Annotated in this window: 14 protein-coding genes; 8 read left to right on the plus strand and 6 right to left on the minus strand. The window is 60.9% G+C overall.

What is annotated here, in order from left to right:
- Nucleotides 1–437: 437 nt before the first annotated feature.
- Genes F8N49_RS15880 through F8N49_RS15895 form a run of 4 tightly spaced genes read left to right on the plus strand, consistent with a single transcriptional unit; the run spans nt 438 to nt 3,391 of the window.
- Nucleotides 438–1,103 (plus strand): amino acid ABC transporter permease, encoded by a 666-nt coding sequence (locus tag F8N49_RS15880; RefSeq protein WP_071174042.1) that lies wholly within the window; start codon nt 438–440, stop codon nt 1,101–1,103.
- On the plus strand, nt 1,084–1,743 hold the full coding sequence (locus F8N49_RS15885; RefSeq protein WP_071174043.1) for an amino acid ABC transporter permease: 660 nt from the start codon (nt 1,084–1,086) through the stop codon (nt 1,741–1,743). The genes F8N49_RS15880 and F8N49_RS15885 overlap by 20 nt, the downstream gene beginning before the upstream one ends.
- Complete coding sequence (locus F8N49_RS15890; RefSeq protein WP_151551882.1) at nt 1,740–2,522, plus strand: amino acid ABC transporter ATP-binding protein; 783 nt, start codon at nt 1,740–1,742, stop codon at nt 2,520–2,522. Before F8N49_RS15885 ends, F8N49_RS15890 begins: the two co-directional genes overlap by 4 nt.
- Complete coding sequence (locus F8N49_RS15895; RefSeq protein WP_151551883.1) at nt 2,519–3,391, plus strand: transporter substrate-binding domain-containing protein; 873 nt, start codon at nt 2,519–2,521, stop codon at nt 3,389–3,391. Before F8N49_RS15890 ends, F8N49_RS15895 begins: the two co-directional genes overlap by 4 nt.
- 47 nt (nt 3,392–3,438) lie before the next feature.
- Here F8N49_RS15895 and F8N49_RS15900 read toward each other — a convergent pair whose 3' ends face one another.
- Nucleotides 3,439–4,599 (minus strand): AAA family ATPase, encoded by a 1,161-nt coding sequence (locus F8N49_RS15900; protein ID WP_151551884.1) that lies wholly within the window; start codon nt 4,597–4,599, stop codon nt 3,439–3,441.
- Nucleotides 4,600–4,745: 146 nt separating this feature from the next.
- Between F8N49_RS15900 and F8N49_RS15905 the strand changes: the two genes are divergently transcribed.
- From F8N49_RS15905 to F8N49_RS15920, 4 genes are all read left to right on the plus strand, one after another.
- A complete protein-coding gene (locus tag F8N49_RS15905) occupies nt 4,746–5,849 on the plus strand; it encodes an efflux RND transporter periplasmic adaptor subunit (RefSeq protein WP_024011162.1) in 1,104 nt (367 codons plus the stop codon).
- Complete coding sequence (locus F8N49_RS15910) at nt 5,846–6,910, plus strand: efflux RND transporter periplasmic adaptor subunit (RefSeq protein ID WP_151551885.1); 1,065 nt, start codon at nt 5,846–5,848, stop codon at nt 6,908–6,910. Before F8N49_RS15905 ends, F8N49_RS15910 begins: the two co-directional genes overlap by 4 nt.
- A complete protein-coding gene (locus tag F8N49_RS15915) occupies nt 6,907–9,969 on the plus strand; it encodes an efflux RND transporter permease subunit (RefSeq protein ID WP_024011164.1) in 3,063 nt (1,020 codons plus the stop codon). The genes F8N49_RS15910 and F8N49_RS15915 overlap by 4 nt, the downstream gene beginning before the upstream one ends.
- Nucleotides 9,970–10,058: 89 nt before the next feature.
- A complete protein-coding gene (locus F8N49_RS15920; protein WP_151551886.1) occupies nt 10,059–12,311 on the plus strand; it encodes a glycoside hydrolase in 2,253 nt (750 codons plus the stop codon).
- Nucleotide 12,312: 1 nt separating this feature from the next.
- Here F8N49_RS15920 and F8N49_RS15925 read toward each other — a convergent pair whose 3' ends face one another.
- The 5 genes from F8N49_RS15925 to F8N49_RS15945 all read right to left on the minus strand — a co-directional run bounded on the left by F8N49_RS15925 (nt 12,313) and on the right by F8N49_RS15945 (nt 16,282).
- Complete coding sequence (locus F8N49_RS15925) at nt 12,313–12,939, minus strand: bifunctional 2-polyprenyl-6-hydroxyphenol methylase/3-demethylubiquinol 3-O-methyltransferase UbiG (RefSeq protein ID WP_071174050.1); 627 nt, start codon at nt 12,937–12,939, stop codon at nt 12,313–12,315.
- A gap of 105 nt (nt 12,940–13,044) precedes the next feature.
- A complete protein-coding gene (locus F8N49_RS15930) occupies nt 13,045–13,401 on the minus strand; it encodes a DUF6124 family protein (protein ID WP_016772210.1) in 357 nt (118 codons plus the stop codon).
- 313 nt (nt 13,402–13,714) lie between these two features.
- Complete coding sequence (locus F8N49_RS15935) at nt 13,715–14,359, minus strand: methionine ABC transporter permease (protein WP_039756400.1); 645 nt, start codon at nt 14,357–14,359, stop codon at nt 13,715–13,717.
- On the minus strand, nt 14,349–15,470 hold the full coding sequence (locus F8N49_RS15940) for a methionine ABC transporter ATP-binding protein (protein WP_151551887.1): 1,122 nt from the start codon (nt 15,468–15,470) through the stop codon (nt 14,349–14,351). Before F8N49_RS15940 ends, F8N49_RS15935 begins: the two co-directional genes overlap by 11 nt.
- A gap of 2 nt (nt 15,471–15,472) precedes the next feature.
- A complete protein-coding gene (locus F8N49_RS15945; protein WP_071174052.1) occupies nt 15,473–16,282 on the minus strand; it encodes a MetQ/NlpA family ABC transporter substrate-binding protein in 810 nt (269 codons plus the stop codon).
- Nucleotides 16,283–16,388 lie beyond the last annotated feature (106 nt).

The following is a 16,388-nucleotide window of genomic DNA, read 5'->3' on the forward strand; positions in this document are numbered from 1 at the left end:
TCTGGATGGGACGCGGAGCGTCCCGGGCTGCATTCCTTTGCTGCGCGTGGGAACGATCAAAGGCTCAGGCCACCTGCGTCTTCAACGCCCGGCGCAACGCCCTCAACAATTTCACAATGTCCTGCGGATCCAGCCGCTGCGGCACTTTTACGTCCATGTCTTTCTTCCTTGTGGTGAATGGGCCGGAGAGTCTGGCCAAAAGCTGTGGGTCCTTGGAGGTCTTTCCTGAAAAAAAGATCCGTCCTACAGCGCAAAGAAAAATAGCCGTCTTATTCGTTCCCGGCAAACCCACAGGATAGTTTTTTGGGTGATATCAATATGCTTTAAAGGTATTTAAATTATGGTTTTTATACCTATAAAGTCAGTGCCTGCCGGACGGCCATCCGCCGTCCATGGATTGCATCATCGCCGCTTACCAAGCAGCGTCAGGACGCTTCATGACTTTGGACTACGCCTTTATCCTCAGCACTCTGCCGGCTTTTTTCAAAGCCGTCGGCGTGACTCTGCAGGTCGGTTTGATTGCGATCGCCACTTCGCTGCTGGTCGCGCTGCTCAACGCGACGATTCTGGTGTTTCGCACGCCATACCTGCAAAAACTGGTCGGCTTCTACGTAGAGCTGGCGCGCAACACGCCGTTGCTGATTCAGCTGTTCTTCGTCTACTTCGCGTTGCCGGCAGTGGGGATCCAGGTTTCCGGTTTCACTGCGGCAATCATCACCATGACTTTTCTCGGCGGCGCCTACCTCACCGAAGTGCTGCGCGCCGGCGTCGATGCGGTGCCCCAGGCACAACTGGAATCCGGGCGGTCGATTGGCCTGTCCCACGGCCAGTTGCTGCGCTATGTGATCCTGCCGCAGGCGGGGATCCTCAGCTTGCCGTCACTGTTCGCCAATTTCATTTTCCTGCTCAAGGAAACCACCGTGGTTTCGGCCGTGGCGGTGCCGGAAATCCTCTACACCACCAAGAGCTATATCGCGCTCTATTACAAAACCTACGAAATGCTCGCCGTGCTGACGCTGATCTGCGTGTTGCTGTTCTTGCCGCTGTCGCTGTTGCTCAGCCGTCTGGAAAGGAGGCTCCAGCATGGCCAGTTCGGGTCTTGAACTGCTCTGGGTGTCGTTGCCGCAACTGGCAAAAGGCGCCGGGCAAACCCTGTCGATCTCGTTTCTGAGCATCGCCATCAGCACGATCGGCGGTGTGTTCTACGGTGTGTTGCGCACGTTGAACGTCACGTGGCTGAACGCGATTCTGCGCATCTATCTGGAGCTGTTCCGGGCAATTCCGGTGCTGGTCTGGTTGTATCTGCTGTTCTTCGGTCTGCCGATTTTCTTCGGCCTGAGCCTGCCGAGCTTCTGGTGCGCGGTGCTGGTGCTGTCGCTGTGGGGCGCCAGCGAAGTTGGCGAGGTAGCGCGCGGTGCGCTGCATTCGTTGCCGCGCGGACAGCGTGAAGCCGGGCTGTCGATCGGCCTCAATGCAGCTCAACTCTATGGCTACGTGCTGCTGCCACAAGCGCTCAAGCGCATGACGCCGCCGACCATCAACGTCTATACGCGGATCATCAAGACCAGTTCCCTGGCGGTGCTGATCGGCGTCGTCGATGTGATCAAGGTCGGTCAGCAGATCATCGAGCGCACCTATGAATCGGTACTGATCTACGGTGCGCTGTTCCTGTTTTTCTTTTTCATCTGCTACCCGCTTTCGGCCGCTTCGCGCGTGCTGGAGCGGCGCTGGACGCAAGCATGAGCGCACTGATCGAGTTTCACGGTTTCAACAAATTCTATGGCGCGCAGCAGGTGCTCGATGGCATCGACCTGCAAGTGCAGAGCGGCGAAGTGGTGGTCATTCTCGGACCCAGCGGTTGCGGCAAAAGTACTTTGCTGCGTTGCCTCAATGGTCTGGAAGAGGCCCACAGCGGCAGCCTGAAATTCCTCGACCGAGAGCTGTTGGACAAGGCCACTGACTGGCGCGAAATTCGCCAGCAGATCGGCATGGTGTTCCAGAGTTATCACCTGTTCCCGCACATGAGCGTGCTCGACAATCTGCTGCTCGGCCCGCTCAAGGTGCAGAAGCGCCAGCGTCGCGAAGCGCAGCAGCAGGCCGAAGCCTTGCTTGAGCGTGTCGGCCTGCTGGACAAGCGCGATGCTTTCCCGCGTCAGCTCTCCGGCGGCCAGCAGCAACGCATCGCCATTGTCCGCTCGCTGTGCATGAACCCGCGGGTCATGCTCTTCGACGAAGTCACCGCCGCCCTCGATCCGGAAATGGTCAAGGAAGTACTTCAAGTCATTCAGGGTCTGGCCCGCGAAGGCATGACCCTGTTGATCGTCACCCACGAAATGGCCTTCGCCCGCGCGGTGGCCGACCGCATCGTGTTCATGGATGCCGGACGCATCCTCGAACAGAACCCGCCCGAGATTTTCTTTACGAACCCGCAAACCGCACGCGCGCAGCAGTTTCTGGAGAAATTCTCCTTCGTTGCAACATCGCCAGAAACGAATCCGAAAAAGGAACTGGAACCGCTATGAAAACTGCCGCTTTGTTACTGCCCCTGCTCAGCCTCGCCTTGCTTGCCGGTTGCGGTAAAACCGAAGAGCCGTCAAAGCCGAAAGTCGCCAGCGAAAACACCGCGCCGGCCGGTTATCTGGACAAGATCAAGGCCCGCGACAAACTGATTGTCGGCGTCTTCACTGACAAGCCACCGTTCGGTTTCGTCGATGAGGCCGGGCGTTACGTCGGCTTCGACACCGACATTGGCCGGCGCTTCGCCAAGGACCTGCTCGGCGACGAAAACAAGGTCGAGTTCGTCGCCGTCGAGCCTGCCAGCCGTATTCCGTTTCTGCAGAGTGACAAGGTCGACTTGATCCTCGCCAACATGACCGTCACCCCGGAACGCAAGGAAGCGGTGGATTTCACCAACCCGAACCTCAAGGTGGCCGTGCAGGCGCTGGTGCCGCAGGGCAGCTCGGTGAACAGACTCGATGATCTGGCGACGCGCACCACGATTGTCACCACCGGCACCACCGCGGATATCTGGCTGACCAAAAACCATCCGCACTGGAAACTGCTCAAGTTCGAAAAGAACTCCGAGTCGCTGCAAGCCCTAGCCAATGGTCGTGGCGATGCTTACGCGCAGGACAATCTGGTGCTGTTCAGCTGGGCCAAGCAGAACCCGGGCTATCGCGTGCTGGAGGAAAAACTGGGTGCCGAGGCGCCGATTGCACCGGCGGTGAAGAAGGGCAACCTCGAGTTGCGTGACTGGGTCAACAGCGAATTGGCCAGGTTGGGCGAGGAGAAATACCTGCTCAAGCTGTATGACCAATATGTGCGCAAAGAACTGAGCGATGACACCCGGCCTGAGAGTGTGATTGTTGAAGGGGGCAAGTGGCAGGGGTGATTGCCTGTTGATCGTTCCCACGCTCTGCGTGGGAACGATCGAATGGGCTAGTCTGGCCAATGCCACGCCGGCTCATCCAGCACCCGCTGCCCGACAATCCCGGTCTGGCCCAGCGTCTTCTCCAGCACGATGCAATTGCATTCCGGGTCTTCCTGCAACGCCGAGATAAGGCGCCGTGCATGTGACACCACCCACACCTGACACTGCTCCGAAGCGCGAATGATCAGCCTTGCCAGCGCCGGCAGCAGGTCCGGGTGCAGGCTGGTTTCCGGTTCGTTGAGCACCATTAGTGTCGGCTGTCGCGGTGTCAGCAACGCCGCAACCAGCAGCAGATAGCGCAAGGTTCCGTCTGACAATTCCGCCGCCGACAATGGCCGCAACAAGCCTTCCTGATAAAACTCGATAGCGAAGCGTCCACCGGCCAACGGCGCGATTTTCAGTCGCGCGCCGGGAAACGCATCGCTGATCGCCGCTGTTAACGCCTGCGGATCGCCGATCTCGATGATCGTCTGCAAGGCCGCCGCCAGATCGCGGCCGTCGTGGTGCAGCACGGGCGTGCGAGTGCCCAGTTGCGGCTGCCGCACCGGCGCGTCGGCATCGCTGCGAAAGTGATCATAAAAGCGCCAGCGCCGGATGAATTCGCGCATCTGGAACACTTCCGGCGAGCTGCGCAGATTGCCGACCTGATCGAACAGGCTGTCGAAGTTCGGCGTGTGTTGCGCCAGCACATCCCAGGCGCGACCTTCGCGGGCGCGGATCATCGGACCGTTGCGATCGACCAGCAGGCTCGCCGGGCGGAACACCGGACCGGCCCAGATGCATTCCCGCTTGATTTCCGGGTCGAGGGCAAAGCATGAAGTGCTTGGCTCCGGCAGGCCCAGGCCGATGGCGTAGCTGAAATCCTCGCCGGCGAATCCCAGTCGCAACCTTTTCACGCCGTGGCGCACCGTCGGCTCGATCGCCACCTCACCGTTGCGCATGCGTCGACTGATGGTTTCCGGCCCGGCCCAGAACGTCGATTCCAGCCCGCCCTCACGCGCCAGCGCATTGACCACGCCGCCCTGAGCGGTTTCGGCCAGCAGGCGCAAGGCGCGGTAGAGGTTGGACTTGCCGCTGCCGTTGGGCCCGGTAATCAGGTTCAGGCGCCCGAGCGGAATCACCAGTTTGTTGATCGAGCGGTAATTGGCCACCGCCAGGATGTTGAGCATGAAATCCTTCTCCGGGTCGCTGCGATACGCAGGCAGCATACCTTTAATGAGATAAATCTGGTGTTGGCGTCCGCAACCGTGGAACCCTGTTCTAAGCTCTGAAGTCGTATCGTCTCGACAGCAGCATTTAAGGCCAAGGAGTGTGCATGGCGGGTCCCGGATTGAAAGTGCTGATGGCCGTGAGCGCCATGGCGTTGCTCACCGCATGCGGCGACAAGAAACCTGCTCAGGAATACTTGCCACGGGTCTTTGTGCAAGAGGTCGAACCGGCCAACTACGCCGCCGCGGTGACCCTCACCGGTGATGTGCAGGCGCGGGTGCAGACCCAGCTGTCATTCCGCGTCGGCGGCAAGATCATCCAGCGCATGGTCGATGTCGGCGACCGTGTCACCGCCAAGCAGGTGCTGGCCAAACTCGATCCGAAAGATCTGCAGACCAACGTCGATTCCGCTCAGGCCCAGGTCGTCGCCGAACAGGCCCGCGTGAAGCAAGCGGCAGCCGCTTTCGTGCGTCAGCAAAAACTCCTGCCCAAGGGCTACACCAGCCAGAGCGAATACGATTCGGCACAAGCCGCGCTGCGCAGCAGCCAGAGCGCATTGAGCGCGGCGCAGGCGCAGCTGGCCAACGCCAAGGACCAGCTCAGCTACACCGCGCTGATCGCCGATGCACCCGGGGTGATCACCGAGCGCCAGGCCGAAGTCGGCCAAGTGGTGCAGGCCACCGCGCCGATTTTCAGCCTCGCCCGCGATGGCGACCGCGACGCGGTGTTCAATGTCTACGAATCGCTGCTGGCCGAGCGGCCGTCCGATCGCTCGATCGTAGTCAGCCTGCTCGACAACCCCGAGATCAAAACCACCGGCACCGTGCGTGAGATCACGCCATCGGTGTCGGCGCAATCGGGCACCGTGCAGGTCAAGGTCAGCCTCGACAAGCTGCCGCCGGGCATGCAGCTCGGTTCGGTGGTCAGTGCCACCGCCAAGGGCACCGGCAAATCGGCGGTGGAACTGCCCTGGTCGGCGTTGACAAAAAACATCAGTGACCCGGCGGTATGGCTGGTTGATGACAAGGGCGAGGCGCAGTTGCATACGGTTACGGTCGGTCGCTACCTGACCGGCAAAGTGATCATCAGCGAAGGCCTCAAGGGCGGTGAGAAAGTCATTGTCGCCGGCGGCCAGTTGCTGCACCCCGGCATGAAAGTCGAGATTGCCGAAAACACCTACAAGGATCTGCAACCGGGAGCGCAGCCATGAAGCGCCTCGGCCTGTTGTGCATGGCGCTGCTGCTGGGCGCTTGTTCGGAAAAGGAAACCCCGCCGGAACCGGTACGTCCGGTGCTGTCGGTCACGGTCAAAGCGCTCAACGAAGAAAGCCTCGGGCGCTTTGCCGGCAGCATTCAGGCGCGTTACGAGAGCAACACCGGTTTCCGCGTCGGTGGACGCATCGCCAGTCGCAACGTCGATGTCGGCGCCGAGGTGCAGAAGGGCACCTTGCTCGCCACTCTCGACCCATCCGACCAGCAGAACCAGTTACGTTCGGCTCAGGGCGATCTGGCGAGGATCCAGGCGCAGTTGATCAACGCCCAGGCCAACGCACGTCGTCAGCAAGCGCTGTTTGATCGCGGCGTCGGTGCGCAGGCGCAACTGGACGTCGCCAACACCGATCTGAAAACCACTCAGGCCTCGCTTGATCAGGCGCGCGCGGCGGTCAGCCAGAGCAAGGATCAACTGAGCTACACCGAGCTGCGCTCCGATCACAAAGCCGTGGTCACCGCGTGGAACGCCGAAGCCGGGCAAGTGGTGACCGCTGGGCAACAAGTGGTGACGCTGGCGCAACCGGACATCAAGGAAGCGGTGATCGATCTGCCCGATACGCTGGTCGATCAGTTGCCCAGCGACGTGGTGTTCTCGGTGGCTGCGCAACTCGACCCGAGCATCAACACCACGGCGATCATTCGCGAGATCGAACCCCAGGCGCAAAGCGCCACACGCACCCGCCGCGCGCGCCTGACCCTGTCGGATACGCCGGACGGTTTCCGCCTCGGCACCGCGATCAGCGTGACCCTCAGCTCGGCGATCAAGCCGCGCATCGAGCTGCCGCTGACGGCGTTGCAGGAAGCCGACGGTAAAACCCGCATCTGGGTGATCGACACGCAGAACAAAACCGTCAACCCGCGCGACGTCAGCGTAGTCAGCCGTGGCGACAACAGCGTGGAGCTGGCCGGTGGCGTGCAGAATGGCGAGCGCGTGGTCAGCGCCGGCGTCAACAGTCTCAAACCAGGACAACCGGTAAAACTTGACGAGGACAGTCAATGAAAGGCTCTTTCAACCTCTCCGAATGGGCCCTCAAGCACCAGTCTTTCGTGTGGTATCTGATGTTCGTCGGGCTGCTGATGGGGGTGTTTTCGTACTTCAATCTCGGCCGCGAAGAAGACCCGTCGTTCACCATCAAGACCATGGTGATCCAGACCAAATGGCCGGGCGCGACCCAGGAAGAAACCCTCAAGCAGGTCACCGACCGCATCGAGAAAAAACTCGAAGAGCTCGATTCCCTCGACTACGTGAAAAGCTACACCCGCCCCGGCGAGTCGACGGTTTACGTGTACCTGCGCGACACCACCAGCGCTGAGGACATTCCGCAAATCTGGTACCAGGTGCGCAAGAAGATCGACGATATTCGCGGCCAGTTTCCCCAGGGCATTCAGGGGCCGGGGTTCAACGATGAGTTCGGTGACGTGTATGGCTCGGTCTACGCCTTCACCGCCGATGGCCTGACCATGCGCCAGTTGCGCGATTACGTGGAACAGGCGCGCGCAGAAATACGCAGCGTGCCGGGGCTGGGCAAGATCGAAATGGTCGGCCAGCAGGACGAAACGATTTATCTGAACTTCTCCACGCGCAAACTCGCCGCACTGGGTATCGACCAGCGCCAAGTGGTGCAGAGCCTGCAATCGCAGAACGCGGTGACTCCGGCCGGGGTGATCGAGGCGGGGCCGGAGCGGATCTCCGTGCGCACCTCGGGCCAGTTCGAGTCGGAGAAGGATCTGGCCGAGGTCAATCTCAAGCTCAACGATCGCTTCTATCGTCTGGCCGACATCGCCGAGATCAGCCGTGGCTACGTCGATCCGGCGACACCGGAATTCCGCTTCGACGGCAAACCGGCGATCGGCCTGGCGATTGCCATGCAGAAGGGTGGCAACGTTCAGGAGTTCGGTAAGGCGCTGCACGAGCGCATCGACCAGCTCACCGCTGACTTGCCTGTCGGCGTCGGCGTGCACACCGTTTCCGATCAGGCGGTGGTGGTGGAAGAGGCCGTCGGCGGTTTCACCAGCGCGCTGTTCGAAGCGGTCATCATCGTGCTGGTGGTGAGTTTCATCAGCCTCGGCGTGCGCGCCGGTCTGGTGGTGGCCTGCTCGATTCCGCTGGTGCTGGCCATGGTCTTTGTGTTCATGGAATACAGCGGCATCACCATGCAGCGGATTTCCCTCGGCGCATTGATCATTGCCCTCGGTCTGCTGGTGGACGATGCGATGATCACCGTGGAGATGATGGTTACGCGCCTGGAAATGGGCGAGAGCAAGGAGCAGGCGGCGACGTTCGCCTACACCTCGACGGCATTCCCGATGCTTACCGGTACGCTGGTGACTGTCGCCGGTTTCGTGCCCATCGGCCTCAACGCCAGTTCGGCGGGTGAATATACCTTCACACTGTTCGCGGTGATCGCGGTGGCGATGATCGTCTCGTGGGTGGTCGCGGTGTTCTTCGCGCCGGTGATCGGCGTGCACATTCTCAGCGACAAGGTGAAGGCCCACGATGCCGAGCCGGGTCGCGTCGGTCGTGCCTTCAACGGTGGTCTGTTGTGGGCCATGCGTAATCGCTGGTGGGCGATCGGCGTCACCGTGCTGCTGTTCGTGCTGGCGGTGTTCTGCATGCGTTTCGTGCAGAACCAGTTCTTCCCCGCTTCCGACCGCCCGGAAATTCTCGTCGACCTGAACCTGCCGCAAAACGCCTCGATCGACGAAACCCGCAAAGCGGTGGACAAGCTCGAAGCGACGCTCAAGGGCGACCCGGACATCGTGCGCTGGAGCACTTACATCGGTCAGGGCGCGATCCGTTTCTACCTGCCCCTTGATCAGCAATTGCAGAACCCGTACTACGCGCAGCTGGTGATCGTCAGCAAGGACTTCGAAGCCCGCGAGGCCCTCAGCCAGCGCTTGCGTGAGCGGCTGCACAAGGACTTCGTCGGCATCGGCAGCTACGTGCAGGCTCTGGAAATGGGCCCGCCGGTGGGGCGTCCGATTCAGTATCGAGTCAGCGGCAAAGATGTCGATCAGGTGCGCAAACACGCCATCGACCTGGCCACCGAACTGGACAAGAACCCGCACATCGGCGAGATCATTTATGACTGGAACGAGCCGGGCAAAGTCCTGCGCATCGACATCGCCCAGGACAAGGCGCGGCAACTCGGGCTGTCGTCCGAGGACGTCGCCAACCTGATGAACAGCATTGTCAGTGGCTCGCCGTTGACCCAGGTCGATGACGACATCTACCTGATCAACGTGGTCGGTCGCGCGGTGGATTCCGAACGCGGCACGCCGGAAACCCTGCAGAACCTGCAGATCGTTACGCCGAGCGGCACCTCGATTCCGCTGCTGGCGTTCGCCACCGTGCGCTATGAACTGGAACAACCGCTGGTCTGGCGTCGCGACCGCTTGCCGACCATTACCATCAAGGCCTCGGTGCGCGACGAGATACAGCCGACCGATCTGGTGAAACTGCTCAAGCCGTCGATCGATGCTTTTGCCTCGAAACTGCCGGTCGGCTACAAGGTCGCCACCGGCGGCACGGTCGAGGAAAGCGGCAAGGCCCAGGGACCGATTGCCAAGGTGTTGCCGCTGATGCTGTTCCTCATGGCGACGTTCCTGATGATTCAGTTGCACAGCGTGCAGAAGATGTTCCTGGTCGCCAGTGTCGCGCCGCTGGGGTTGATCGGCGTGGTCCTGGCGCTGGTGCCGACTGGCACGCCGATGGGCTTCGTGGCGATCCTCGGGATTCTCGCGCTGATCGGCATCATCATCCGCAACTCGGTGATTCTGGTGACGCAGATCGATGAGTTCGAGCAGAAAGGCTATGCGCCGTGGGACGCGGTGGTCGAAGCCACCGAACACCGGCGTCGGCCGATTCTGCTGACCGCAGCGGCGGCGAGCATGGGCATGATCCCGATCGCCCGCGAAGTGTTCTGGGGGCCGATGGCCTACGCGATGATTGGTGGCATCGTCGTGGCGACGCTGCTGACGCTGTTGTTTCTGCCGGCGCTTTATGTGGCCTGGTACAAGATTCGCGAACCGCAGAAGGATGAAAAGCCGGCGCAGTGAGCTAGCCCCTGCGATCTTTGGGAAAGGTCTGACTTACAGGGTGAGCTGACTGCGCTAACGTCCCTTCTTCATTCGAAGAGGGACGTGCCATGTCGACTGTTTCCGGCTGGTTACGCGGATGGTTGCTGCTCGCTGGCTTAAGCCTGTCGCCGGCAGTACTGGCCGAAGTGCTGCTGGAAAACCAGCTTTGGCGGGTGCAGGTCGATCCTGCGAAGCTGGCGGTGCGCGTTGAAGCTGCCGGCGCTGCGCCGGTGCAGGCCTCGGCCGGTGTGCTGCGGCACAAGGTCAGCGACATGGTCAGGCGCGGCAATCGCATCGATTGGCAATGGGACGATGGGCGCTGGTTGCTCAGTGTTGACCTGAATCAGCGTGACCTGACGTTTTCGATTACGGCTAGCTCGCCCTCGCGGATCGAGTTTATTCATCAGCCCGCCAGTGCAATGGGCCAGGCGCTGATCTGGCCGCTTGCCGAAGGGCGCTACGTGCCGCGCGGTGACCGGGTGTGGCAGAAGTTCCTGCTCGCGCAGGGCGCGCTCGATACCACCCAGGACTTGAGCCTGCCGCTTTGGGGGATGGAGTACGAGAATTTCAGCCTGCACTGGCTGCTGACCAACCCTTACAACAACCAACTGCGCTTCAAGACCAATGGTGATGCACTGGGGCTGTCGGCCCGGCATCGATTCACATCGCTTGAACCCTCAAAACCGCTGACCTTCAGCCTGTTTCTCGGCGATGTCGATCCCCTGGCCGGGGCCAAGCGCTACAAGCAGTGGCTCATCGAAAGCGATCAATATGAAACCTTGGCGAACAAGCTGATCAAGACCCCGCAAGCCGCCAAGCTGATCGGTGCCGCGCATGTCTATCTGTGGGGCAACGATCTCCTCGGCCCCGACGATGTGCGCAACTGGCCGCTGCTGATTGCCCGGTTGCGCGGCTCGGGTGTGCTGGTCAGTGAACTTCGGGCAGCAATGGATGCTGAAGCGCTGCGGTTGCTCGCCAGCGAGACCGTACTCAATCGCGATCAACAGACTGTGATGCTGCGCAGTCTCAATCGCGCGCTGAACGTTCAGGCGCGCAAAACCTGGCAGGCGCGTGCGGTGCCGGACATGCAGGCGCTGGTCAACGGGTACGCTGAGGTGCGCGAGCAGCTGGCCGATGTTCTGAAGGGTACGCTGGCGCCTGATCCTTCGCGCTGGGGGCGCACCTTGTCGCGACGAACCACTGAACGCTTGCAGAGCGCTGGACTTTCGCGTTTATGGCTTGGGCTCGGCGAGGGCTGGGAAGGTGGACTCTGGCACCCGGAGGCGGTGCGCGCCGCCGTCTCTGCGGGGTATCTGATTGCCCCCTATGACTCCTATGAAACCGCGTTGCGCGAGGACGAAAATCCGGACTGGACCACCGCGCACCTCGGCGATCGGGCCAATACCGAGTGCGCGATCGTGGAGGAAAACGGTGCGCTGAAAAGCGGGTTTCAGCAGTCCGGTCACTATACCGATCCGCGATGTGTGCGACCGTTACTTGAGCGGCGCATCGATGCAATCCAGAAGGTCACCGGCTTCAACAGCTGGTTTCTCGATGCTTATGCCGCTGGGATGCTCTTCGACAGTTATCGTCCCGGCGCACCGATGACCCAGGCGCAAAATGCCGCGGGCAACGTTGCAGCATCGCGCTGGATCAACGAAGTGTTGCAGCTGCCGAGCGGCTCCGAGGATGGCAATGCCGCCACCGCACAGGGGGTCTTGTTCGCACATGGCATGCAGACGCCAGTGATCGGTTGGGGCGATCGCGACATGCAGCAGCCGGGCACAGCGGACTTTTTCGTCGGCCAATGGTACCCACCGGAGCAGCCTGCGGTGTTCTTCAAACCGACCCGATTGAAGGCTGACTACCGACGCGTTCATTTCGCCCCCGCCAGCCGTTTACCGCTGTATCAGGCGGTGTTCCACGGCTCTGTCATCACCAGTCATCACTGGTTGTTCGATAACCTGAAACTGAGCGACGTGCGGGTGGAAAACGAGCTCACCCAGTTGCTCTACAACGTACCGCCGCTGTACCACCTGAGTGCGGCCAGCCTTGATCAGCGCTTGCCGCTGATCGTGCGTCAGGATCGATTCTTTCGTCCGCTGCACGAACGTCTGGCGACGCAAGCGCTGACCGCTTTTGACTGGTTGAGCGAGGATCGCCTGGTCCAGCAGACGAAGTTTGCCGACGGCACGCGACTGCTGGCCAATTTCGACGCCGCTCCACGCAATTGGCAGGGCCGGACGTTACCGGGACACAGCATGACTGCACTGTTAGCGGACGGCAGCGACAGCCAGTATCAGGTACAAGCGGCGCCCTGATTCAGACTTTGCGCCACACGCTCGCCAGCCAAGGCTGCTGCTCACGCGGCAACCCGGCGGGCCGGTAATAATGCTCCAGCTCCACGAACCCCGCCGCCGTCAGCAACCCGCGCCAGGCCTCGAGATCGTGATACGAGCCGTAGCGCGGCCCGTTCCAACCCTCTTGGTTGTCGCCACGCGGATTGGAACTGAACAGCACGCCACCCGGTTTCAAGGTGCCGTGCAGTTGCCGTAGCACTTGCGGCAACACCTGCAACGGCACATGAAACAGCACGGCATTGGCGAAGATGCCGTCGAAGCGCTCGGCCGGCAGATCAAGCTTGAGAAAGTCCTGCTGCCAGACTTCGCAACCGCTGTCCTGGCGGGCCATGCGCGCGAATTCCTGTGAGCCATCAAGGCCGATCGCGACGTGGCCCATGCGCGTGAAGGTTTGCAAATCCCGGCCCGGCCCGCAGCCGAAATCGAGAATCGTGAAAGGTGCTTCACCGTGAATGTGGCGCAGCAAGGCCTCGATGTTCTGGCTGACATCGTGGTCGCGAGTGCCTTCGCGGAAATCCTCAGCCACCGAGTTGTAGTGACCGAGGGTAGTGGCGGTGATCTGTTCGAGGTCGCTGGGCGTTTGCTTCATGATCGGCGCTGTATTGGCGGTGTGAGGGCGGACTATAAGCTTTTTCACCGGCAAAAAAACGCCGCCTGCGCTGGGGCCAGTGCAGGCGGCGATGGGTGCCAGGCTTCAGTGCTGCTTGGCTCCCAGACAATCGATCGAGCGGTCCATCATCGCCTTGGCCATTTCCAGCAGATGCCAGACCGAGAACACCATGGCCCGATCCGCGCCCCCGAGCTGATCACCGCATTGATGGACGGTCACCGAAGCGCAGCGCAGCAGATCGGCAACATACAGTTGGGCGTCCTCCAGCGTCACATCTTCGCTGATGCTGTAGACGCGTTTCTGTCCAGCCAACGTGACCTGATTGCCGGCCAGATGTGAGTCGACGGCGCGGCACAGTGCAGAGCGATCCTTGAGCAAATCCTCGGTGAACCGCTTGCTTGAGGTAAGGCTGAGTGGCGGATCGGCAAGTTTCTTTTCCATGGGTAAACTCCTGACTTCAAGTAGGAGCCAACCATTTCGCGACTAAACGAGCAGGACGGCGGCTGCACGCGGATCAGTTGCCGGCCGGACAACTGAATCCAGTCACCGCAAAACAGTGACGACCGGAGATTAGCTACAGGATATTTCGGGTACAAGCGGGCAAATTATTCTAGGAATCGTCCTGCAAACCCGCGTGCTTCGGGCTGGCGAAACGACAAAAGTGGTGTAGGACGCATCTGATTTTAACGAAGGGCATCGCCCAAAATACTGCGATCACATGGGTCTGGTTGATGGCCACCTGCCGCTATCGACCTTAGCGCTTATTCAGCCCCCGCGCCAGCCTGTCGCCACCCAACTGAATCACCGCCACCAGCGCCACCAGCAAGACGATCACCGTCAACATGATCTGGCTATCGAAGCGCTGATAACCGTAGCGGTAAGCGATATCCCCCAGCCCACCAGCACCAATTGCCCCAGCCATGGCCGACGAATTGATCATCGTCACCAGGGTGATGGTGAAGCCGCCGACAATCCCCGGCAGCGCCTCGGGCAGCAGCACATGCCAGACGATGTGCCAGCGCCGGCAACCCATGGCCTGTGCGGCTTCGATCAGACCATGATCGACCTCGCGCAGACTCACTTCGGCGATCCGCGCGAAGAACGGCGTTGCGGCGATTGTCAGCGGCACCACAGCGGCCCACACGCCATAGGTAGTGCCGACGATCAGGCGGGTGAATGGAATCAGCGCGACCATCAGAATCAGGAACGGGATCGAGCGGAACAGATTGACGAAGGCGCCCAGCGCACGGTTCAACAGCGGCGCCTCATAGATCCCGCCCTTGTCGCTGGTGACCAGAATCACCGCCATGGGAATCCCCACCAGCAGCGCGATCAACGAGGACACGCCAACCATTAAAAAGGTGTCGATAAAACCCTGCAGCAAGCGATCAAACCACATAGCCCAATACCTCCATTCGTTGCGCCCACTGCCCGGCGCGTTCGCGCAATTGCTCGGCGCTGAACGCCGAGCCGCTGACGGCCAGCAACAGCTGCCCCAGCGCGTGACCCTGAATCCTTTCCACGCCGCCCTGAAGCAGCTTCACTCGGCCACCCAATGCCGCGAACAACGCGGCCAGATCCGGCTCATCAGCGGCACTGCCGGTGAACTGCAAACGCAACACCACCGCTGCATTTGAAGCCGTGGATTGCGCCTGCAATCGGCTTTGCAGTTCTTCCGGCAAGGCGTGTTGCAGCGGCGCGAGCAAGGTCTGGCTGACTGCGTGTTGCGGATTGCCGAACACTTGCCACACCGGGCCTTGCTCGACCACATGGCCGTGCTCTAGCACAACGACGCGATCGCAGATCTCGCGGATCACCGCCATCTCATGAGTGATCAGCACAATGGTCAGGCCCAGGCGTTTGTTGATCTCGCGCAACAGGCCGAGGATCGACTGCGTGGTCTCCGGATCCAGCGCCGATGTCGCCTCATCGCAGAGCAGAATGTCCGGGTCATGCACCAGCGCGCGGGCAATGCCGACACGCTGTTTCTGCCCACCGGAGAGCTGCGCCGGATAAGCCTTGTGCTTGCTGTGCAGGCCGACCAGTTCGAGCAGTTCGCGAACCTTTTTGTCGCGCTGCTCCTTCGGCACGCCGGCGACTTTCAGCGGCAACTCGACGTTCTGCCAGACGGTCTTGGCCGACATCAGATTGAAGTGCTGGAAGATCATGCCGATGCGCCGGCGCAGGGCGACGAGGCGGTCTTCATCGAACTCGCCGATATCGACCTGATCGATCAACACCCGCCCGGACGTTGGCTGCTCCAGGCGATTGATCGTGCGAATCAGCGACGACTTGCCTGCGCCGCTGCGGCCGATGATGCCGAACACTTCACCACGCTGAATCGCCAGGTCGATGCCCTGCAAAGCCGCGACCGGACCTTGTCGGCCGTTGTAGGTTTTGCCCACGCCAATAAAGCGTACGTGGGCGCGATTCAACTCGGGATGCAGCTCGGTTTTTTCAGCATAGTGTGGCTCTGGAAGCTCCAGTCGCCGTTGGATCGCTGCGGTCATGTTCAGCTTTCCCAGCCGGCCTGATAGAGCTTGCCGTGGGCCTTGTCCAGTGCCGCGCGAACGGCCGGTGAATGCTGATAGATGTCGACGAACTTGATCAGGCGCGGGTCGGTTTTGCTCTTCGGCTGGATGACGAACTGGATCACGTATTCCTTGTGATCGAGACCGTCGAACAGCAGCGCCGAGCCGGCATCGAAGGTCTTCGCCAGGCGGATATAGGCCGGGTAACCCTGGACCAGATCAGCGTCGTCATAGGCGCGCACCAGCTGCACGGCTTCGACCTGAAGGATCCTGATGTTCTTCGGATTGGCGACGATGTCGTCCTCGGTGGCTTTGTACCCGACGCCCGGTTTCAGGGTGATCAAACCGGCCTTGGCGAGCAATTGCAGACCGCGACCGCTGTTGATCGGGTCGTTGGCGATGGCGACGCTGGCGCCTTCGGGCAGCTCATCGAAGCTTTTGTATTTCTTCGAATACAGGCCGACGTTGTTGATGATCCCCGGAGCGAATGGCACCAGATCGAAACCGGACGCGGCTTTGGCATTCTCCAGAAACGGAATGTGCTGGAAGTAATTCACATCAATGTCGCCAGCGGCGAGGCTGACGTTGGGCGCGATCCAGTCGGTGAATTCCACCAGCTCGACTTTCAGGCCTTGTTTGGAAGCTTCCTCGACGGCGGCTTCCAGCGGAATGGCGAAAGCGGCGGTGGTGCCGATTTTCAACGGGGCGTCGGCGGCGAAGACAGCCGAGCTGAACAGGCCGAAGGCCAAGGCCAGTGCTTTGACTGGTTGGGACAGGGTTTTCTTGGTCATGATGGTTTTTCCAGTCAGTGCATAAGATTTGGGGTGTCTGTTGTGGCCTCATCGCTGGCAAGCCAGCTCCCACAGGTTTTGTGTGTGCCGCAGACCCTTGTGGGAG

This window comes from Pseudomonas sp. GXM4 (genome assembly GCF_008923895.1).
Taxonomy (GTDB): domain Bacteria; phylum Pseudomonadota; class Gammaproteobacteria; order Pseudomonadales; family Pseudomonadaceae; genus Aquipseudomonas; species Aquipseudomonas atacamensis.